This is a genomic window from Humibacter ginsenosidimutans, assembly GCF_007859675.1.
Lineage (GTDB): Bacteria > Actinomycetota > Actinomycetes > Actinomycetales > Microbacteriaceae > Humibacter > Humibacter ginsenosidimutans.
The window spans coordinates 2,670,117-2,690,313 of record NZ_CP042305.1 but is presented as its reverse complement, the minus strand read 5'-3'; the positions used below and the strand labels follow the sequence as shown (position 1 = coordinate 2,690,313).

At 69.7% G+C, this 20,197-nt stretch carries 19 protein-coding genes; 13 read left to right on the top strand and 6 right to left on the bottom strand.

Features of this window, described 5'->3' with window-relative positions; all coding sequences use genetic code 11:
- Positions 1–56 precede the first annotated feature (56 nt).
- The 3 genes from FPZ11_RS12340 to FPZ11_RS12330 all read left to right on the top strand — a co-directional run bounded on the left by FPZ11_RS12340 (position 57) and on the right by FPZ11_RS12330 (position 4,983).
- Positions 57–3,425 (top strand): DEAD/DEAH box helicase family protein, encoded by a 3,369-nt coding sequence (locus tag FPZ11_RS12340; protein ID WP_146321321.1) that lies wholly within the window; start codon positions 57–59, stop codon positions 3,423–3,425.
- Positions 3,426–3,568: 143 nt separating this feature from the next.
- Entirely contained in the window at positions 3,569–4,324 is a 756-nt protein-coding gene (locus tag FPZ11_RS12335; protein WP_146321319.1) for an alpha/beta fold hydrolase, read from the top strand.
- A 149-nt stretch (positions 4,325–4,473) separates the two neighbouring features.
- The gene (locus FPZ11_RS12330; protein ID WP_146321317.1) at positions 4,474–4,983 is read left to right on the top strand and encodes an AAA family ATPase; all 510 of its coding nucleotides are present in this window, start codon (positions 4,474–4,476) and stop codon (positions 4,981–4,983) included.
- 22 nt (positions 4,984–5,005) lie between these two features.
- Here the strand turns inward: FPZ11_RS12330 and FPZ11_RS12325 are convergent, their stop codons facing one another.
- A complete protein-coding gene (locus FPZ11_RS12325) occupies positions 5,006–5,395 on the bottom strand; it encodes an SRPBCC family protein (RefSeq protein ID WP_146321315.1) in 390 nt (129 codons plus the stop codon).
- Between the two features lie 245 nt (positions 5,396–5,640).
- On the opposite strand from FPZ11_RS12325, the gene helR reads away from it, so the two are divergent.
- From helR to FPZ11_RS12310, 3 genes are all read left to right on the top strand, one after another.
- Positions 5,641–7,956, top strand: coding sequence for an RNA polymerase recycling motor ATPase HelR (helR, locus tag FPZ11_RS12320; protein ID WP_246846242.1), 2,316 nt, complete (start codon positions 5,641–5,643; stop codon positions 7,954–7,956).
- Between the two features lie 93 nt (positions 7,957–8,049).
- Positions 8,050–8,466, top strand: a complete 417-nt coding sequence (locus tag FPZ11_RS12315) for a DUF5655 domain-containing protein (RefSeq protein WP_146321310.1) — start codon at positions 8,050–8,052, stop codon at positions 8,464–8,466.
- Between the two features lie 106 nt (positions 8,467–8,572).
- Positions 8,573–9,349 carry a thioesterase family protein gene (locus tag FPZ11_RS12310; RefSeq protein WP_146321308.1) on the top strand — a complete coding sequence of 259 codons (777 nt, stop codon included), beginning with the start codon at positions 8,573–8,575 and terminating at the stop codon, positions 9,347–9,349.
- Between the two features lie 255 nt (positions 9,350–9,604).
- Here the strand turns inward: FPZ11_RS12310 and FPZ11_RS12305 are convergent, their stop codons facing one another.
- Positions 9,605–10,135 (bottom strand): hypothetical protein, encoded by a 531-nt coding sequence (locus FPZ11_RS12305; protein ID WP_146321306.1) that lies wholly within the window; start codon positions 10,133–10,135, stop codon positions 9,605–9,607.
- A gap of 229 nt (positions 10,136–10,364) precedes the next feature.
- Here FPZ11_RS12305 and FPZ11_RS12300 point away from each other — a divergent pair, with 229 nt between their 5' ends.
- Both FPZ11_RS12300 and FPZ11_RS12295 read left to right on the top strand, forming a co-directional pair.
- Positions 10,365–11,324, top strand: a complete 960-nt coding sequence (locus tag FPZ11_RS12300) for a nucleoside hydrolase (protein ID WP_146321304.1) — start codon at positions 10,365–10,367, stop codon at positions 11,322–11,324.
- 55 nt (positions 11,325–11,379) lie between these two features.
- Entirely contained in the window at positions 11,380–12,045 is a 666-nt protein-coding gene (locus FPZ11_RS12295; protein WP_146321302.1) for a TMEM175 family protein, read from the top strand.
- Here FPZ11_RS12295 and FPZ11_RS12290 read toward each other — a convergent pair.
- From FPZ11_RS12290 to FPZ11_RS12280, 3 genes are all read right to left on the bottom strand, one after another.
- Positions 12,005–13,249 carry an MFS transporter gene (locus tag FPZ11_RS12290; protein WP_210415862.1) on the bottom strand — a complete coding sequence of 415 codons (1,245 nt, stop codon included), beginning with the start codon at positions 13,247–13,249 and terminating at the stop codon, positions 12,005–12,007. The two genes, FPZ11_RS12295 and FPZ11_RS12290, sit on opposite strands and share 41 nt — an antisense overlap.
- 214 nt (positions 13,250–13,463) lie before the next feature.
- Complete coding sequence (gene ilvD / locus FPZ11_RS12285; protein ID WP_146321298.1) at positions 13,464–15,362, bottom strand: dihydroxy-acid dehydratase; 1,899 nt, start codon at positions 15,360–15,362, stop codon at positions 13,464–13,466.
- A 101-nt stretch (positions 15,363–15,463) separates the two neighbouring features.
- Positions 15,464–16,003 (bottom strand): putative immunity protein, encoded by a 540-nt coding sequence (locus FPZ11_RS12280; protein ID WP_146321296.1) that lies wholly within the window; start codon positions 16,001–16,003, stop codon positions 15,464–15,466.
- 79 nt (positions 16,004–16,082) lie between these two features.
- On the opposite strand from FPZ11_RS12280, the gene FPZ11_RS12275 reads away from it, so the two are divergent.
- From FPZ11_RS12275 to FPZ11_RS19895, 4 genes are all read left to right on the top strand, one after another.
- A complete protein-coding gene (locus FPZ11_RS12275; RefSeq protein ID WP_367889402.1) occupies positions 16,083–17,078 on the top strand; it encodes a helix-turn-helix transcriptional regulator in 996 nt (331 codons plus the stop codon).
- Complete coding sequence (locus FPZ11_RS12270; protein WP_146321294.1) at positions 17,075–17,941, top strand: putative protein N(5)-glutamine methyltransferase; 867 nt, start codon at positions 17,075–17,077, stop codon at positions 17,939–17,941. Before FPZ11_RS12275 ends, FPZ11_RS12270 begins: the two co-directional genes overlap by 4 nt.
- Positions 17,942–18,019: 78 nt before the next feature.
- Complete coding sequence (locus FPZ11_RS12265; protein ID WP_146321292.1) at positions 18,020–18,610, top strand: HdeD family acid-resistance protein; 591 nt, start codon at positions 18,020–18,022, stop codon at positions 18,608–18,610.
- On the top strand, positions 18,607–18,939 hold the full coding sequence (locus tag FPZ11_RS19895) for a hypothetical protein (RefSeq protein WP_246846241.1): 333 nt from the start codon (positions 18,607–18,609) through the stop codon (positions 18,937–18,939). Before FPZ11_RS12265 ends, FPZ11_RS19895 begins: the two co-directional genes overlap by 4 nt.
- 146 nt (positions 18,940–19,085) lie before the next feature.
- Here the strand turns inward: FPZ11_RS19895 and FPZ11_RS12255 are convergent, their stop codons facing one another.
- Positions 19,086–19,640 (bottom strand): CGNR zinc finger domain-containing protein, encoded by a 555-nt coding sequence (locus FPZ11_RS12255; protein WP_146321290.1) that lies wholly within the window; start codon positions 19,638–19,640, stop codon positions 19,086–19,088.
- 122 nt (positions 19,641–19,762) lie between these two features.
- Here FPZ11_RS12255 and FPZ11_RS12250 point away from each other — a divergent pair, with 122 nt between their 5' ends.
- Positions 19,763–20,191 (top strand): hypothetical protein, encoded by a 429-nt coding sequence (locus tag FPZ11_RS12250; RefSeq protein ID WP_146321287.1) that lies wholly within the window; start codon positions 19,763–19,765, stop codon positions 20,189–20,191.
- Positions 20,192–20,197: the final 6 nt, after the last annotated feature.

Below are 20,197 nucleotides of genomic sequence, written 5' to 3'. Positions count from 1 at the left end.
GGCCCCCGCTCCCGCTACCCTGAGCACGAAGTCCAACGGGGAAAGGCACGGCAGCCATGGGCAACTTCGACTTTCTGCGCGCCGAATGGCCGGGCATCCATGCCGATGCCGCGCGCGCCGAGTCGTACCTCACCACCGATCCGCGCTCGGCCTGCTTCTACAGTCGACGTGCGATCGAGCTGCTCGTCGCTCACCTCTACGACGTGCTCGAGCTGCCGCTCCCCTACGCGAACGACCTCTCCGCGCGCATCAACGACGCCGCGTTCAAACGGGTCACGGGACTGGGCATCACCACCAAGCTCAATCTCATTCGCAAGGTCGGCAACACGGCCGTGCACCAGCCGAATGCGATCCCACCGCAGGCCGCTGCCGACACGCTGCGCGAGCTGTTCCACGTGATGGTGTGGGCGGCGTTCCGCTATTCGACGTCGCCGCAGGCCGTGCCCACTGGTGCCCAGTTCGATCCGGCGCTCGCAGCGAAGGCCGCTCCGCTGTCTCGTACCGAGGTGGCGAAGCTAGCACAGAAGTTCAAGCAGCAAGACGAGCAGCACGCCAAAGAGCTCGCCGAGAAGGATGACCTGCTCGCGGCTCGCGACGCGGAACTCGCGCAGCTGCGGGCGCAGATCGCCGCCGCCCAGGCATCCAGCATCGCGACCGACGATCACGACTACTCCGAGGCCGAGACCCGCGACCTCTTCATCGACGTGCTGCTGAACGAAGCAGGCTGGCCTTTGACGGATGCCCGTGATCGCGAGTACCGCGTCACCGGCATGCCGAACGCCGAGGGCATCGGCTTCGTCGACTACGTGCTCTGGGGCGCAGAGGGGCGCCCGCTCGCCGTTGTCGAGGCGAAGCGCACCGCGAAGAGTGCGTCGGTCGGGCAGCAACAGGCGAAGCTCTACGCCGACTGTCTCGAGGCGGAGTTCGGCCGGCGGCCGGTCATCTTCTACACGAACGGATACGAGCACTGGCTCTGGGATGACGCCGCCGGATATCCGCCTCGACAGGTGCAAGGCTTCTACACGCGTGACGAGCTGGAGCTCATGGTCCAGCGGCGGTCTGCGCGCAAGCAGCTGGCGGCACAGCCCGTCGACTCGGAGATCGCCGGTCGCGCCTATCAGGTGCGAGCGATCAAGGCCATCGGCGACGCGTTCGACCGCAAGCAGCGTGAGGCGTTGCTGGTCATGGCGACGGGTGCGGGCAAGACGCGCACCGTGATCGCGCTGATCGAGCAGCTCATGAAGGCCGGCTGGGTCAAACGGGCGCTGTTCCTCGCCGATCGCACGGCGTTGGTGAACCAGGCGGTCGGAGCGTTCAAGGCGCACCTGCCGCAGGCGTCTCCGGTGAACCTCATCACCGAGCGCAACGCCGACGGTCGTGTGTACGTGTCGACATACCAGACCATGCTGCGGCTGATCGACGAGGTCGACGACACCACTCAGCGCCGGTTCGGGCCCGGATACTTCGACCTCATCGTCATCGACGAGGCACACCGCTCGGTGTACGCCAGGTACGGCGCCATCTTCGAGTACTTCGACTCGCTGCTCGTCGGCCTCACCGCGACACCGAAAGACGAGGTCGACCACAACACCTACCGCCTCTTCCATCTCGAAGACGGTGTGCCGACGGATGCCTACACACTCGAACAGGCGGTGGCCGACGGCTATCTCGTGCCGCCGCGCGCGGTGTCGGTGGGTACCGAGTTTCTACTTAGGGGCATCCGTTACGCCGACCTCTCCGATGAGGAGAAGGACGAATGGGACATGCTCGAGTGGGGCGAAGACGGCCGGCCCGACGAGGTGGGGGCTGAGGAGCTCAACCGGTTCCTCTTCAACGAAGACACGGTCGACAAGGTGCTTGGCACGCTCATGAGCGAGGGCTACAAGGTGGCCGGCGGCGATCGGATCGGCAAGACCATCATCTTCGCCAAGAACCAGGCGCACGCCGTGTTCATCGAGCAACGATTCAACGAGCAGTGGCCGGAACTCGCGGGTGGCTTTGCGCGGGTCATCACCCACGCGAGCGGGCCGTACGCACAGAGCCTCATCGACGATTTCTCGACACCCGAGAAGGTGCCGCACATCGCGATCAGCGTCGACATGCTCGATACGGGGATCGACGTTCCCGAGGTCGTCAATCTCGTGTTCTTCAAGCTCGTGCGGTCCAAGTCGAAGTTCTGGCAGATGATCGGTCGTGGCACGCGGCTGCGTCCCGACCTGTTCGCCCCGGGGCAGGACAAGACCGACTTCTTCGTCTTCGACTTCTGCGGCAACCTCGAGTTCTTCAGCCAGAACCTGCCAGGCTCGGAGGGTTCGCTGCAGAAGTCGCTGGGGCAACGACTGTTCGAGGGGGGACTCGGGCTCGTGACCGCGCTCGATCGTTCACCTGACGCGGCTCGGGATGCCCGCGCTCTGCGAGACAGCACCGCCGCCTGGCTCTGCGGGGTGGTCGCGGGCATGAGTCTCGACAACGTGCTCGTGCGACCGCATCGCCGCGCCGTCGAGCGGCTCGCCGTGGCAGACCCCTGGATGGCTCTGTCGTCAGACGACGCGGACGCAGCGCTGTCGCTCGCAGGCCTGCCGTCATCCGTGCGTGACACCGATGAACAGGCGAAGCGGTTCGACCTTCTTCTGTTGCGACGCCAGCTCGCACAGCTCGAGGGCGACTCGGCCGCCGCCGAGCGCGTGCGGCAGGTTGTGCAGGAGATCGCGGGCGCGCTCCTGGCGAAGACCGCGATCCCGGCCGTTGCGGAGCAACAGGTGCTTCTCGAGGCGGTCGCCGGCGACGAGTGGTGGGTCGACGTGACCTTGCCGATGCTCGAACTCGCTCGCATCCGGCTCCGCGGCCTGGTGCGGTTCGTGGAGCGCACCTCGCGCAACCCCGTCTACACCGACTTCGAAGACACGCTGAGCGAGGCCACGGCCGTCGACCTTCCGGGAGTGACCCCGGGCACGAACCTCGAGAGGTTTCGGCAGAAGGCATCCGTCTACCTCAAGGCCCACGACGACAACGTGTCGCTTCAGCGCTTGCGGCGAAACCGTCAGCTCACCGCGCAAGACCTCGACGAGCTCGAGCGCATGCTGCAGGATGCCGGCGCAGCAGTCCCCGAGATCGAGTGGGCGTCGCAGCAGCCCGGCGGCATCGGAACGTTCATCCGCTCACTGGTCGGCCTCGACCGGTCTGCCATCGAGGATGCTTTCGGCCGGCTCCTCGCCGAGCGCACCTTCATCGTCGACCAGGTGCGTTTCGTCGACCTCATCATCGACGAGCTGACGACGAACGGCGTGATGGAACCGTCGCGTCTCTTCGAGTCGCCGTACACAGACAAGGCGCCGACAGGCCCTGACATGTTGTTCGACGATAGCGATGTCGGAACGATCGTCGCGATCCTCCACGACGTGAACTCGCACGCGGTGCCTGCGTAATCCGAGCGCCGAGCATGCCCATGTTCGGGTGGCCCAGCCAATTCCGCCCGCAACCCGCCACCCCAGCCACCACACGCACGAGCCGCCACGCAGCCATCGCCGATTCATAGCCCACCCCGGGCGCCCGCACGTAGCGTTCCAGCATGAGCACATCGCCGGCCACGATCATGGAGCAGCGCGTCGACGACCTCCATGTCGAGGTGCGCGGCTCGGGTGCCCCGCTCTTGCTGGTCCACGGCAATTCGGGCGATCTGCACTTCTTCGATCGCAACGTGCCGCTGCTCGCTGCGAGGCGTCGGGTCGTGGCGGTGGACTGTCGCGGTCAGGGGCGCTCGGCGCGAGGCGCAGGCCCGCTCACGCTCTCGCGGATGGCCGACGATGCCGCGCGGGTCATCCGTGTGCTCGGGGGCGGAACGGCGGCGCATCCCGAACCGTTCGACATGATCGGGTTCTCCGACGGCGCGAACGTGGCGATGCTGCTCGCGGTGCGGCACCCGGAACTCGTGCGCTCCCTCGTGCTCGCCTCGGGGAATCTCGACGCGTCCGGTCTGCGTTTCAGCGTGCGATGGGGACTGCGGATGCTGTGCCTCGCCGTGGCTGTGACCCCGGCGCCCGCTCGCATCCGCGCCGGCAGGCTCGAGCTGTTGCGCCTCATGCTCGACCCGCCCGGCATCACGATGCGCGACCTGCGCTCGATCTCCGCGCCGACGTTGGTGCTCGCGGGGCAGCGCGACCTCATCCGCCGCAGGCACACGAGGATGCTCGCCGGCAGCATCCCGCATGCGCGCCTGGTGATCGTTCGCGGCGGTTCGCACACCGTGCTGCGCGACCGCGCGAGCGCCGTCACTCCGCTGATCGTCCGCTTCCTCACGGAGTCATCGCTCGAGGAAGCGCCCTAGAGGAAGACGTCGCCGCGCGTGCAGGCACTCCGTGGGTTCGGGAAGCGCCGGCGTTGCGAACGGCCGAGTACAAGCCGTGAAACCCGCTCGCGTCTTGGTGGTCCGGCACAGCCACCGCTACGACCAGCTCGCGCTGCAAGACTGTCCCCGTGAAGGGAACCCTCGTCGTGCTGCGCGGCAACTCCGGCTCGGGCAAGTCGACTGCGGCCAGGCGGATCCAGGAGCAGCATGACCGCGCGCAGTGCCTCGTGGTCGGTCAAGACCAGGTGCGCCGCACCATGCTCCGCGAGCGCGATGTGGCGGGTGGAGCGAACATCGACCTGCTCGAGTCGATCGCGGAGTGGGGTCTCGACCGTGGGCTGCTCGTCGTGATGGACGGCATCTTCAACGCGGGCCGGTACCAGCGCATGCTGCAGCGCGTGGCGGGCAGGGCATCCCTCGCCCGCTTCTTCGCGTGGGACCTTTCGTTCGACGAGACCGTGGCACGGCACGCCCACCGCGCTGATCGGGTCGACTTCACGACCGATGAGATGGCCGACTGGTACCACGGGTGGCAGCCGCTCGACTTCGTCGACGAAGAGCGGTTCGATGCATCGGTGAGCATCGAGGATGCCGTTGCCCGGGTCGAGGCTGCCATCGGCACGCGGGCGCGGCTGTAGTCGGAATCCGGTCGCGGCACCCTCACCCTTCGAGGACTTCGCGCAACCGCTCCAGGTCCGCGGCGACGAGCGAGGCATCCCGCGCGAAATCCGCGTCGCTCGCGCCGAGTTGGCGCAGCGTGAAGATCACCTCGGCGCCCTCGGGATGCTCGATCACCCGCAGCGCGTTGTACGTCGTCTCTCCCGACGGCAGCGTGACCCAGTGGTCGAGCACGCCCAACTCGTTGCGCGGCGCAAACGTGATGCGGATGCTCCCCATGGGCGACTCGGTGACGAGCGCGTCACCGTCGTGGTGGATCGGGGCATCCGTGAGGCCTGCTGCCCAGTGCGCGAGGTTGTCGGGTTCTGCGGCGTACTCGTAGACCTCGTTCGCCGAGCGATGGACAACGGTGCTCACGTGTCGACTGGGCATGGGCTCATGGTGGCAGTCGCCCCCGACACCGGTCGGGGCGCTGGTGTCGATGGGGCCGCGAGGCCCTCAGGCGACGATGCTGGCGGGATCTGCCGCACGAATGCCCCGCCGCACGAAAACGCGAGGGCTTTCGCCTCCCGCATTTCCATTATGCCTCAGGGAGGGGGCCTTGCGGCAAGGGCCCCCTCGTGGTGCAGAATCGCTGGTCGCGCGGCAATTCGCCACGCACAGCCGATGGGATGCGCTTGACCACGAGACGAGACGATCACACCACAGAGACGACACCGGCCTTCGCGCTGACGAACCCCGCCAAGGACGACCCAGCCCTGATCGCACGCGATGCCGAGCAGTTCGCCGCCATCCGGCAGACGATGGCGCGACGCATCGGCGCACTCGAGCGGCGGCTCGCCCGCGAGCTCTCCGGCGGCGACCGGAACGGCGACGCCGCTCGCGACGGTTCCGCGCAGTCGGCGATGGACCGCGACACCGAGGTGCGTCGTCTCGGCAGCGAGCTGCGGCTGCTGCGTCGCTTCGGCATCGATCTGTGCCTGGGGCGCATGGTGCCGGCGGGCGACGGCACATCCGATGATCTCAGTGCGAGCGGTGCCGGGGTGTCGGTCGGCACGGGAGACAGCACCGGTGGCCCGGCACCCGAGCCGATCTACATCGGCCGCATCGGGCTCACCGACGACGACGGACGTCGGCTGCTGGTCGACTGGCGGGCACCGGCATCCGAACCGTTCTTCGGCGCGACCCACGCGAGCCCGCAGGGGTTGGCCAGCCGCCGCCGCTATCGCTGGACCCGCGGCCGCGTCAGCGACTACTGGGACGAGGTGTTCGACCTCGACGGTCTCGAGAACGAGCACGGCACCGATGGTCTCGGCCACGCCGAGCCGAGCGCCGCTCTCGACGACCAGTCGGCGTTCATCGCGAGCCTCGGCTCGAGCCGGTCGGAGCGCATGCGCGACGTGCTCAGCACCATTCAGGCCGATCAGGATGCCATCATCCGCGCCGGCGCGCACGGCCCGCTCGTGGTCGACGGCGGCCCCGGCACCGGAAAGACCGTCGTGGCCCTGCACCGCGCCGCCTACCTTCTCTACTCCGAGCCGCGCATCTCCGGTGGCGGAGGCGGTGTGCTGTTCGTCGGCCCGCACCAGGCCTATCTCGACTACGTGCACGACGTTCTGCCCGGGCTCGGCGAGGACAGTGTGCGCGTCTGCACGCTGCGCGACCTGGTGCCCGAGGGCGCGACCGCGGTGGACGAACGCGACATGCGGGTGGCGCGTCTGAAGGCATCCACCCGCATGGTCGAGGTGATCGAGGCCGCCGTTCGCCACTACGAGCAGCCGCCGACGACCCGGCTCACCATCGAGACGCCGTGGGCCGACGTCGAACTCGACGACACGGGCTGGGCCGAGGCGTTCGGCGCCGTCGAACCGGGAACCCCGCACAACGAGGCCAGGGCTCAAGTGTGGGAGACGCTGCTCGAGGTGCTCATCGACCAGGTCGACGACGAGGAGGCGCCCCCGCACCTGGTGCGCCGCTACCTGCAGCAGGAAGACGACCTGACCTCCTCGTTCGCGAAGGCGTGGCCGTTGCTCGATCCGGCCGGCGTCGTCGGCGACCTGTGGTCGGTGCCCGCCTATCTGCGGCTGTGCGCGCCGTGGCTGACGAACGATGAGGTGCGGGCGCTGCGGCGCGAGGATGCCCGCGCCTTCACCGTCGCGGACCTCCCGTTGCTCGACGCCGCCAGGCAACGCATCGGCGACCCGGATGCTGTGCGCCTGGCACGCAGACGAGAGGCGGCGCTCGCCGCGGAGCGCGAGGAGCGGGCGCGCATCGCCGAAGACCTGATCGCCGCAGACGACTCCGAGATGCTGGCCATGTCGATGCTGCGCGGCGACGACTTCAAGAACGCGCTCGACGCGGACGGCGGAGTGGCGGATGCCGTTCTCACGTCGGCAGACTCGCTCGCCGGCCCCTTCGCCCACGTCATCGTGGACGAGGCGCAGGAACTCACCGACGCGCAGTGGCAGATGCTGTTGCGCCGGATTCCGAGCCGCAGCATCACGATCGTCGGCGACCGGGCCCAGGCGCGGCACGGGTTCACCGAGTCGTGGGCGGAGCGGCTCGCACGCGTGGGACTCGGCGGGCGTGGCGAGCTGGCGATGGCATCCCTCGGCATCAACTACCGAACGCCGTCCGAGGTGATGGCGGCGGCGGAACCGGTGATCAGGTCCGTGCTGCCCGACGCCAACGTGCCGACGTCGGTGCGCGAGTCCGGACTTCCCGTGGTTCGCGGGCCCGTGCCCGCGCTCAACCGGATCGTGGACACCTGGGCGGCCGAGCACGCGGAGGGTGTGGTCTGCGTGATCGGAGCTCCGTCGTTCGAGCCGCGGGGGCGCATCCGCTCGCTCAGTCCTGAGCACGTGAAGGGGCTCGAGTTCGATCTCGTCGTGCTCGTGAACCCGGAGCGGTTCGGCGACGGCATCGAGGGCGCGGTCGACCGCTACGTGGCGATGACCCGCGCGACGCAGCAGCTGGTGCTGCTGGAAGGTTGAGCGGCCCGGAGCTGATCGGCCGGGCGTTGTTCGACCGGGAGGGTGTGCGCCGCAGCGCCCGACGATGTCAGGGGTGCCTCGTACCGTGTTCGCATGGGCGAGACGACGAAGGCACCAACCGCGGGAACGGGCGATCCCGCGGCCACCGACATCTGGACCGTCGAACGACACCTGGCCGGTCAGCCGCCGGAGTCGGTTGCTCTCTACCGGGCGTTCATCGAGCTCGTCGAGTCGATCGGGCCGTTCACCTATGCCGTTTCGAAGTCGACGATCACCCTGAAGGGCACCCGGCGCGGATTTGCCGGGGCGCGACCCACCGCGAAGGGGCTGAAGGGCTACTTCGACGTGCAGCGGATGATCACCGACGCACGCCTCGGACCGGCCTCGCCGTACGAGAGGCGACTGTTCGTGCACCACTTCGTCATCACGGAGGCGTCCCAGCTCGACGCCGAGTTCGAGGGATGGCTGCGCGAGGCCTACGCGGTCGGCGCAGGCGCGCACCTCGCGTGAGCGCCCGGGCCGAGCGGTTGCCATCGGACGAACGGCTTGTGCCGCACGGCGAGCCGACGCCGGCCCGCGTCCTCTGCCGCCCAGGTGCGCTCGTTACGATCCCAGGGTGACCGCCTACTTCGAACGACTCGATGACTCTCGCTTCCGTGCCACCCGGTGTGTGAGCGGCGCGTGGAACGTGGAGGAGCAGCACGTCGCCCCCGCCCTCGGCCTGCTCACCCACAGTGTGGAGCGCGCGTTCGCCGACCGCCTCGCCGACGGGAGGCAGCTCAGCCGACTGTCGTTCGACATCCTCGGCGTGCTGCCCATCGATGTGGTCGAGGTCGACACTCGCATGGTGCGGCCGGGACGTACCGTCGAGCTCGTCGAGGCCGCGCTGAGCCATGGCGGGCGCCCGGCGGTCACGCTGCGCGCCTGGCTTGTGGCTCCGCACGAGACCGGCGAGTTGGCCGGTGACGCGTTCCCGGCGATGCCGTCGATCGACGAGCTCGACGAGTGGACCGGCTTCGACGAGTGGCCGGGCGAGTTCGTGCGCACCGTGGATGTCTTCGGCCGTCGCCTCGAACAAGGTCGCGCGCAAGCATGGTTGCGACCGCGCATCCCGCTGCTCGAACACGAGGAGATCAGCCCCACCGTGCGACTGCTGAGCGTTCTCGACATCGCGAACGGCATCACGCCGAGGTTCCCGCCGCAGACCACGCTCTTTCCGAACGTCGACCTCACGGCACACCTCTTCACGCAGCCGCAGGGCGAATGGCTCGGCTTCGACACGACGGTCGCGTACGGGCCGACAGGCCTCGGTGTGACGCACACGGTGCTGCACGACGAGCGCGGCCCGATCGGCACGTCGATGCAAAGCCTCATGGTGCGCCCCGGGCGCTGAGTGCCGCCCGCGCCGCCCCTCGCGGCACGCACCCGCCGTGCCATCTCCCCGGCTCGCACCCTCGCGCCCGCCGAGTTGCTGGCCGCAAATGCCGCTATCCCCGCCCGAAAAGGCCTTCTCGGCCAGCAATTTCGGCGGTGGAAGCGGAAGCGGGAGCGGGAGCGGAAGTAGGAGCGGAAGCAGAAGCTGCGGGCTGCGGGCTGCGCATGGGCGTGTGGCGAGGGCCGGTGCGGCGGCGCAGGTGCCCGCCGCGCGTCAGCGGCGCAGAGCGGCCGGGCGCGGCATCCCGAGGTCCTCGAGCAGGTCGCCGAGGGCGCGGTCGAGCTCCGCGCCCGCCTGCGTCACCTTGTTGATGCCGAAGCTGCGCAGCCGCGAACCCGGGGTGTCGAAGCCCAGCACGGTGCCGGCATCCGGTGCGGCGTGCGCCTCGATGCGGATCGGCGTGTGCAGCACGGTCGCCGGATCGTGCCGGAAGAGCCGCGCGGCGATGCCGTGATTGGCGATGAGCCACACGACGCTCGGCGTCGCGCTCCCGGCGTAGCGCATCAGCCCGTCGGGTCGGGATGTCCACACCCGCACGAACCCGCTCGGCACCTCCCACTGCAGCCCACGCACGAATCCCGACCAGTCGCCGTCCTCGGCGAGGCGAGCGACGGCATCCTCGTCTCCGAGCGCCGGAACGGCCTGCTCGAAGGCCGCGACGAGCGACTCGAACCGTGCGTTGAGGTGCAGCCGCACGCGCGTCGCGGTGTACTCCGTGCTCGTCTCGGTGGCGTCGTAGGTCACCGCAACATCCTGCCCCGGATCCCCGGGAGAGCCGTGCGGATCCCGCAGAACCGTTGCCAGCCCTCGCAGCTCCGTTTTCAGTCCTCCCAACCACGTTGCCGGCCCCAACCCTGTTGCCCGTCCTCCCAGATCCGTTCAGGTCGCGAATAGTGCCCTTATGGCGCCGGATAAGGGCACTATTCGCGACCTGAACCGAAGGGCGGGTGGTTGCCGGCGCCACAATGGACGGATGGTCACCCGCCTCATCATGGACTGCGACACCGGCACCGACGACGCGATTGCGATCATGGCGGCCGTCGGGCATCCCGAGCTCGAGCTGCTCGCGATCACCACGGTCAACGGCAACGTCGCGCTGCCGAATGTCACCGAGAACACCCTGCGGGTGCTCGACCACCTCGGCGCGAGCGTGCCGGTGCATGAGGGCGCCGATCGCCCTCTCGTGCGCGACGACCTGCCCATTCCCCGTGACGTGCTCAACGCCGACAACCCGGAGTTCCAGGCGCCGCTCGACCTGCCGGCATCCGTGAGCTCGCCACTGTCGTCGGAGGCGGTGCGCTTTCTCGCCGACTTCTACCTCGACGACGCCAACGGCGACGTCGCACTCGTCGCCACCGGGCCGCTCACCAACGTGGCGGCGGCGCTCCGCCTGGAGCCGAGCCTGCGCGACCGCATCCCGCGGCTCGTGCTGATGGGCGGCGCTGTCGACGGCGGCAACGTCACCCCGGCCGCGGAGTTCAACTTCTGGGTCGACCCGGAGGCGGCGAGCGAGGTGCTGGCCGCCGGCATCCGCGATGTCGTCATCGTGCCCCTGGATGCCACGCACAGCGCGCCGCTCACCGCCGCCGATTGCGACGCGTTCGCCGCGCTCGGCACGCCGAGCGGCATGGCGGCTTCGCGGTTCATCCGGCACCGCATCGAGACCGACGGCGAGGCGACGGCAGGCGACGCGGACACCGGCCCGGATGCCCCGGTGCACGACCCCCTGTGCGTCGCGTACCTCGTGGACCCGCTGGTGATCACCGCGTCGGGTCACCACCCGGTCGCCGTCGAGACCACGGGCGAGCTCACGCTCGGCGCGCTCGTGGTGGATCGTCGTCCGTGGTCGCCCGGCGGCCCGTCCGCGACGGTCGCGCTGCGTGCAGATCACGACGGGTACGCCGGCTTTCTGCGCGACGCGTTCTCGGCGTGAGGCGCCTGCGGCGCGCATCCCCGGCCGGCCCGCATCCGCGTCCCATAATGGCCGCGTGAGCGACAGCAGCGAACATCCGGCGCACGCGCATCCTCGCCTCAAGCAGGGCAAGGGCCGCATGGAGGCGATCAGCGACGGCGTGTTCGCGGTCGCCATGACCCTGCTCGTGCTCGACCTGGCCATCCCGTTCACCAAGGGCACCAGAGGCGATCTGCTCGGCGCGCTCGTTCACGAGTGGCCCGGCTATCTCGGCTTTCTGGTGAGTTTCGCCACGATCGGTGCCATCTGGCTCGGCCACAACACCATGACGGAGTACCTCGAGCGGGTCGACCCCGTGCTGCTCCGTCTCAACCTGCTGCTGCTGTTCTTCGTGTGTCTGCTGCCGTTCGCGACGGGACTCCTCGCGGAGTTCATGAAGGCGGAGGGTGCGGAGCGGGTGGCTTCGGTGAGCTACGGCATCCTGTTGCTGCTGTGCTCCGTGCTGCTGTCGGCGGTGTGGCGCTACGCCGTGCGCGCCAAGCTCGTGAACCCCGACCTCGCCGACGACGAGATCTCGCTGCTCACCACAAGACTCACGCCCGGCCTCGGCGGATACGTGCTGCTCATTCTGCTCGGCGTCTTCTTTCCGAAGATCTCCGTCTTCGGCTACCTTCTGGTCGCCGTCTTTCTGCTGCTCCCGTTCAGGCCGACGCTCCGTCGCGGTGATCGTCGCCGTCGATGAAGCGATCGCGCGAGCCGAGCAGGCCGAACACCACCTGCACGATCACGACGCCGAGCAGCAGCATGAGCGGCACGACCCAGGCGCTGGTCGCGTCGTGCAGCACGCTGAACACGATCGGTCCGCACGCCGCGAGCAGGTAGCCGAGCGACTGCGCCATGCCGGAGAGCGCCGCCGATTGACCGTGGTGCCGAGTGCGCAGTCCGAGCAGTGCGAGCGCCAGCACGATCGAGCCACCTGAGCCGAGCCCGATCAGCGACACCCAGAGCAGCCCGATGCCCGGCACGAGCAGCTGGCCGAGGATGCCCGCGAACATCAGCACGCTCACCGCCACTGCCAGCACGCGCTGGTCGCGCATCCGGCTGATGGTCGCAGCGCACAGCACTGTGCCCACGAGTCCGAACATCTGATAGGCGAACTGGTGCCAGCCGGCCATGGCCGGGGAGAGCCCGCCGGCCTGCTCGACGGCGGGCCACCACGTGACGACGGTGTAGTAGATCGTCGACTGCAGTCCCATGAAGAGCGTCACCTGCCAGGCGAGCGCGGAGCCCCACGGCGAGCGATAACCGCGGGCGGCGGGGGTGCGGCCCGACGCGGCATCGGTCGGCGGATTCGCGGGTTCCGCACCGGCGCCGCCCTGCTCTGCCGAGCTCGCTGGCTGCCGTTGGGCACCGACCCGGAGCTGCGGCAGGAACACGGCGAGAGCGACGAGGGCCAGCCCTGCCCAGATGCCGATCGAGAGCCGCCAGCCGTGATCGGCGGCGCCCGCGATGGGCACGGCGACGCCGGCGGCGATGGCCGCGACGCCGGACTGCACCGCGGAGTACGTGCCGGTCACCGAGCCGACGCGGGAGGGGTAATCCCGCTTCACGAGGGCGGGCAGCAGCACATTGATGAGCGCGATCGCGAGGCCGAGCAGCACCGTGCCGGCCCAGATCGTGACCTGCCCGGGCCACGATCGCAGCACGATGCCCACAGCCAGCACCACGAGCGCGGCGCCGAGCGTTCGCTCGATGCCGAGCCGGGAGGCGATCACGGGCGCCACGGGCGAGAACACGCCGAACGCCACCAGGGGAATCGCGATGAGCACCGAGGCGGTCACCGCGCTGAAGCCGAGGTCGGCGCGAATGTCGCCGAGCACGGGTCCCACCGAGGTGATCGCCGCCCGCAGGTTCGACGCGATCAGCAGCAGCCCGATGAAGAGCATGCCGCCGCGCGCGAGGCGTTCAGTGTTTCGGTCAGCAGTTCGGTCGCTGGGCGCCACGGCACTCCGTTTCATGGGGCGGATGCATATGAGGCTACGGCGTGCGTGGATGCCGGGGGCATCGCGATCGCGTCACCAGCCGTCGCGCAGGCCGGCACCATGGCCGTCAGCCAGCGCCGGGCACCCGCGGGCACCCGGCGCGAACCTCCGTCGTCGGTTACGCGAGTGCGTTCGCGCCCGCGCGCTGTGCGGCCACGGCCCGCTCGACGGCATCCACATCGCGCACGGCGCCGGTGTCCGCCGAGGTCGCCATCAGCGCGTAGGCGCGAAGTGCGGGAGAGACCACGCGCTCGCGGCCGTGGGGGCGGTAACCACCGGCATCCTCGATCGCGCGGCGCCGCTCCTCGAGCACGTCGGCGGGCACGTCGAGCACGATCGACCGGTCGGGGATGTCGATGAGAATGCGGTCGCCGTCCTCGACGAGCGCGATCGTGCCGCCGGCCGCCGCCTCCGGTGCGACGTGTCCGATCGACAGCCCGGAGGTGCCGCCCGAGAATCGTCCGTCGGTGATGAGCGCGCACGCCTTGCCGAGCCCGCGGCCCTTGAGGAACGACGTCGGGTAGAGCATCTCCTGCATGCCGGGCCCGCCGCGCGGTCCCTCGTAGCGGATGACGACGACGTCGCCCTCCTTGACCCGCTTGTTCAGGATGCCCTCGCACGCGGCCTCCTGCGAGTCGAAGACGACGGCGGGGCCGGCGAACGTGTGGATCGAGGCATCCACACCCGCGGTCTTGACGACACAGCCGTTCTCCGCGAGGTTGCCGCGCAGCACCGCGAGGCCGCCGTCGACGGTGTAGGCGTGCTCCTTGTCGCGGATGCACCCTCCCTCGGCGTCCGTGTCGAGCGCGGCCCAGCGCTCGGACTGCGAGAACGCGGTGGCGGAGCGCTTGCCGCCCGGCGCCGCATACCAGAGGTCGGATGCCTCCTCGGAGGCGAACCCGCCTCGCACGTCCCACGCGTCCAGCCATTCGTCCAGCGACGGGGAGTGCACGGCGTGCACGCTCGTGTCGAGCAGCCCGGCACGCTTCAGCTCGCCGAGGATCGCTGGGATACCGCCGGCCCTGTGCACGTCTTCCATGTAGTAGGTGCGGTCGTGGGCGATGTTCGGCGCCACCTTCGCCAGGCACGGAACCCGGCGCGAGAGCGCGTCGATCTCCGGCAGGCCGAAGCTGACGCCCGCCTCGTGCGCCGCCGCGAGCAGGTGCAGGATCGTGTTCGTCGAACCGCCCATCGCGATGTCGAGCGCCATGGCGTTGCCGAAGGCCGCCGGGGTCGCCACGTTGCGCGGCAGCACGGAGGCGTCGTCTTCGTCGTAGTAGCGGTGCGCGAGCTGCACCGTGAGGGCGCCGGCCTGCTCGTACAGGGCGCGGCGCGCGGTGTGCGTGGCCAGGGTCGAGCCGTTGCCGGGGAGCGCGAGGCCCATGGCCTCGACGAGGCAGTTCATCGAGTTGGCGGTGAACATGCCGGAGCACGAGCCGCAGGTGGGACAGGCGGCCTCCTCGATGCGCAGCAGGTCGGCATCCGACACCGACTCATTGGCGGAGTCCGCCATCGCGTCGATGAGGTCCAGCGTGCGCACCGAGCCGTCGACGAGCACGGCGCGGCCCGACTCCATCGGGCCGCCCGACACGAAGACGGTCGGGATGTTCAGGCGCAGGGCTGCCAGGAGCATCCCGGGTGTGATCTTGTCGCAGTTCGAGATGCAGACCAGGGCGTCGGCGCAGTGCGCGTTGACCATGTACTCCACCGAGTCCGCGATGAGGTCGCGCGAGGGCAGCGAGTAGAGCATGCCGCCGTGTCCCATGGCGATGCCGTCGTCGACGGCGATGGTGTTGAACTCGCGGGCGATGCCGCCGGCCTGCTTGATGGCCTCGCTGACGATGCGTCCGACGGGCTGCAGGTGCGTGTGGCCGGGAACGAACTCGGTGAAGCTGTTGGCGACGGCGATGATCGGCTTGCCGAAGTCGCCTGCGTCGACGCCGGATGCGCGCATCAGTGCGCGGGCTCCGGCCATGTTGCGGCCGTGGGTGACAGTGCGAGAACGGAGTGCTGGCATGAAATCATGCTGGCCGCACACGCGGGCCGCCGGAAGTCGCTGCGCATGCTAGTAGTGGGAGTACTAGCGTCGAAACACGTCTGCTTCGATGTGCGAGCGAACTACTCAGCCGCCCGAATGGATGCCTGCAGTCGCCCGATGATCTCGCCTAGCGTTCCCGAGGCGAGCAGCCCGCCGGCACCGAGCGGACCGGCGGGGTCCTCTCCGACCGGCGGCAACCGGTGCAAAGCCGACAGCACCGCCGGCGACATCCTGTCGAGTTGCCAAGCGACCTCGGTGCCCAAGGCGCCATCATCGGACGACGCGAGTCCGGCAGCCTTCGCCGCATACGCCGCAGCACCGAGCGCGTGCGCGCCCATGTGAGCGACACCGGATGCCTGCGCCGCCGCCCGTGCCGCAGCGATCGCGGCGGGCGTGGTGACGGAAGACGCTGCACGACCTGCGACGAACCGGCGGCGGATCTCCTCGGCAGCCCCGAGCTCACCGCGGGAGTATGCGCGTGCGCGGGCGATGGCATCCCGAGGCCGATTGTCGTCCGGCGCCTCGGCCTCGAAGACCGGGAGCACGCGTTCGGCGCAGTCGGCGGCCCACGCGGCCACCAGGCGTCGGTCGGCGTCGCTCAGTGATTGCGGTGAAGGCACCGTCTCATGGTTCCACGGTGCTCGGACCTTCTGCTCGCCTCGTTCCCGCACCCCACCTCGAACCGCCTACCGTTGCACTGTGGCGATCACCGAGGCGGGCAGGGCGGAGTTGGGCGCGTTCTTGCGCGCCCGCCGCGAGAACCTCTCGCGCACGGATGCCGGTCTGCCCCCGGTGGGCCGCGCACGCACGACGGGCCTGCGCCGTGAGGAGGTCTCCTACCTCAGCGGCGTCAGCGTCACCTGGTACACCTGGCTGGAACAGGGGCGCGACATCCACCCGTCCCGTCAGGTTCTGGATGCCCTCGCCCGCACCCTGCGCCTCACCGTCACCGAGCACGGCTACCTGCTCTCCCTCGCGGGCTACGCGGCGGCCCAAGCGGCGTCCTCGGTGCCGGTCGCTGTCGCACCGCCGCAGGTGCAGCGGCTGATGGATGCCCTGGCCGGCTCCCCCGCGTTCACCCTGACCGCGGACTGGCGCATCGCCGGGTGGAACTCCGCCTACGCCGCCCTGTATCCGGGAGTGGCGACGGTGCCCGCTGAGGACCGCAACCTGCTCTGGCTCGTGTTCACCGACCCGTACGTGCACGACCTGCTGCCCGACTGGGAGGTCACCAGCAGCCGTTTCGCCGCCGAGTTCCGGGCCGAAGCCGGACCGCGGCTGGGCGACCCCGCCTACCTTGCGCTCATCGACCGTCTCGAAGCGGCGAGCGCTCCCTTCCGATCGGTGTGGGCCTCCCACGACATCGAGGGCTTCGCGTCACGCGAGCGGGTGTTTCGGCATCCGACCGCAGGCCTGCTCACGCTGGAGCACCACCAGCTCGTGCCCTCTGATCACCCTGACCTGCACGTCGTCATCTATACGCCGGCCCCCGCAACGGATGCCGCCGCCCGCCTCGCCAGCATCACCTCCGGGCTGCTGCCGTCATCGAGCTCCCCGAGCGTGCTGCCGCCACACTCCCCGAGCGAGCGCTCGCGGTCGGACTCCCTGAACGAGCGCTCGATCTCCCGCTCCCTGAACGAGCACCCGACCTCGCGCTCCCCGAGCGAGCGCGGCGAGTCGAAGGGCGACGCGTGAAGCAGCTCCCTGCCCCCGAGCACGCCGCGATCGTCGGTCGCCTCCGTGCCGCGGGCTGCGTCTTCGCCGAGGACGAGGCCGACCTGCTCGTCGCCGAAGCACCCGACGCCGCGTGGCTCGAGAACGCCGTGCAGCAGCGCGTGGCGGGCGAGCCGCTCGAATACATCGTGGGCTGGGCGGAGTTCTGCGGGCTGCGCGTGCACGTCGCGCCCGGTGTCTTCGTTCCGAGGCTGCGCACCTCCGTGCTGGTGCACGAGGCGCTGCGTGTCGCGCCACGCGCGCCGGTCGTGCTCGACCTGTGCTGCGGCGCGGGCGGCATCGGCGCCGCGATCCTGGCAGCTCGGCCGGATGCCGTCATCCACGCCGCCGACATCGACCCCGCAGCGACCGCGTGCGCGGAGCGAACCCTCGGCGAGGTCGCGGCCCGGGCGAGCGCGGCCGGTCCACGCCCCGCCGGTCGCTCGCAGGTCTACACGGGCGACCTCTACGACCCGCTTCCCAGCACGCTGCGCGGCACCGTCGACGTGCTCGTCGCCAATGCTCCCTATGTGCCGACCGACGACATCCGCCTCATGCCGACAGAGGCGCGGGACCACGAACTCACGGCGGCGCTCGACGGCGGCCTCGACGGGCTCGAGCTGCAACGCAAGGTGGCACGCGCCGCCGGAGAATGGCTCGCTCCGCACGGTCACCTGCTGATCGAGACCAGCAGGCGGCAGGCGGCGGCGACCGGCGGCATCCTCGAGTCGGCGGGCTTCTCGGCGAGCACCGTGCGCGACGACGAGGTGGAGGGCACGGTGGCGGTGGGCGAGCGTGCGCACCATCACACCTCTCTCAGCTTGCCCGCGCAGCGCGACGGATAGAATCGAGTCGGCCCTGGCATCCATCGGAGCGTTTCGTCGCGTCCGGATGCCGCCACCCGATCGCACGAAAGAAGTCACGTGAGCACAGCCGCGCCCGAGCGCGTCAGCCCGGATCGCTATTGGATCGTCGCTCTCGTGCGCGCGGTCGTGGCGCTGATCGCCGGCGGCTTCGTCACGTTCGATGCCGACCACTCGCCGCACGTCGGCCTGCTGGTCTTCGGCGCGTTCACGCTGCTCGGCGGCATCGTCGTCGGTGTCGGCGGGCTGCTGCTGAAGGATGCCATGGTCAAGTGGCTCTTCGTGGCGCAAGGCGCGTTCGGCGTAGTGGTCGGCGTCGCCGCGCTGGCGCTGCACGGCACCGGGCTCGGAGTGCTGCTCTATGGCGTCAGCGTGTGGGCGGCACTGACCGGATTCGCGGAGCTCTACAGCGGACTGCGCAGTCGTCACCGTTCCGACTCGGCGCGCGACTGGATGGTCGTCGGCGGCCTCACCGCCGTCCTCGCACTGGTCTTCCTCGCCATCCCGCCGGACTCCGTGCTCGCCGTCGGCCTGTTCGGCGCCTACGCCGTGATCGTCGGCGTCTACCTGGGCATCGGCGCCTTCACCCTCAAATTCGGCCTCTCGCACGGCGAGGCCGAGCACGAGAACGCTTCGGAGAATCACGCGTGACCGACGACAAGAACCCTGACCAGGGCCGCACCCCGAGCATGCGCGACCGCATGAAGCCCGTCGAGTTCGTGGGAATCTCCGCCGTGCTGGCGCTGTTCGTCGGACTCATCGTGCTCATGTCGACACGCGAGCCCGTCCTGGCGCTCATCTTCTTCGGCGTCGCGTTCATCGTGACGCTCGTCGTGCTCGCCCTGTTCGTGCTGGGCATGAAGCCCGACGCCGACGAGAAGCGCGACCTCGCCGAGCAGAATCACGAGCTCACCGACGGCACCGACCGGGATGCCGGCGGCGACGCCCCGGGCGCCGCACCCCGCAACCCGCACGACTGACGCCCGCGGGTCGGTACCGCTGACCCACGTCTGGCGACCGCCGGCCCCGCTCGGCGACCGCTGATCGCGCCAGCTCGTGGCGAGTGCGCCAGAAAACCTGGCGCGGCAGCCGAGTCCTGGCGCGAACACTGCGTCAGCGCGAAGACTCACCGCGCGGCGGTGGCCCCCTGGTGACGCGCACGGAAGTTGGATGCCTTCACCCGGTTCCCGCACGTGCGCATCGCGCACCACTCGCGGCGGTGTCCGCGTGACCTGTCGAGGTAGACCTGCGTGCACTCCGGACGGGCGCACTCGCGCAGCAGCGCGGCGTCGTCCCCGCCCACGATCTCGACGGTCTCGCGTGCCAGAGAGGCGAGACCCTGGCTCACGGCGCCGCCCCTGGCGAGGTGTCCGTGCTCGAGCTGCACCGAGGTCGGCTGCCTGGCAGCGTGTCGGTTGACGAGTGCCACGGCCTCGCGCGGGAGGGGGGCGGAGTGGATGCGGGCATCCACGAGCGCGTAGATCGCCTCGCGCAGGGCGACGGCGTCGGCCAGCTCCCCCTCATCGACGTCGGGCGCCCGGTCGACCATTCCCGATTCGGCGAACCAGTCGGCGAGGTCGCCGGGGGAGGTCAGCTTCTCGGTCGGTTCGACATTGCGGCGGGCACGGCGCGTTCCGACGAAGTCGAGCGCGAGCGTGCCGCAGGGGAAGGCGTGATTCACGTAACCATTCTGAGCGGTGAGTATCGATGGTGCAAGTGTCAATAACCGTATTGACAGGTTATTAGGTGTGTGCCAAGGTCATAACTGTTCTAACCAGTTACTCAATCGTTCGAGGAGTCGCCATGACCGCCATTCGTTTCTCCCTCCGCTCCGCGCTCGGCCCGGCCGAAGCGCTGGCCGTGCTGACCGACTTCGGGCCGACTCGGCCGCAGAAGTGGCCGAGCATCGACGCCGATCACTTCACCGTGCACGAGCTCGGTGACAGGTGGGCGGAAGTGACGGAGGGCACCGCGTCGGCGTGGGAACGCGCCAGGTACGAGTGGGACCTCGTCGAGGGCCGTGTCACCGTGACCACGCACGACTCGAAGGTGTTCGGCCCCGGCGGAGGCTGGGACTTCACGGTCACGCCGGAGGGCGACGGGTCCCGCATCGACGTGCGGCTCACCCGCACACCGGCGACCATCGGCGGCAAGGTGCTCGCCGCGCTGCTGCCCCTGGTCGGACCGTCATCGCTGCGCAAGTCGTTCAGCCGGCCACTCCAGGCCGCCTGATCGACG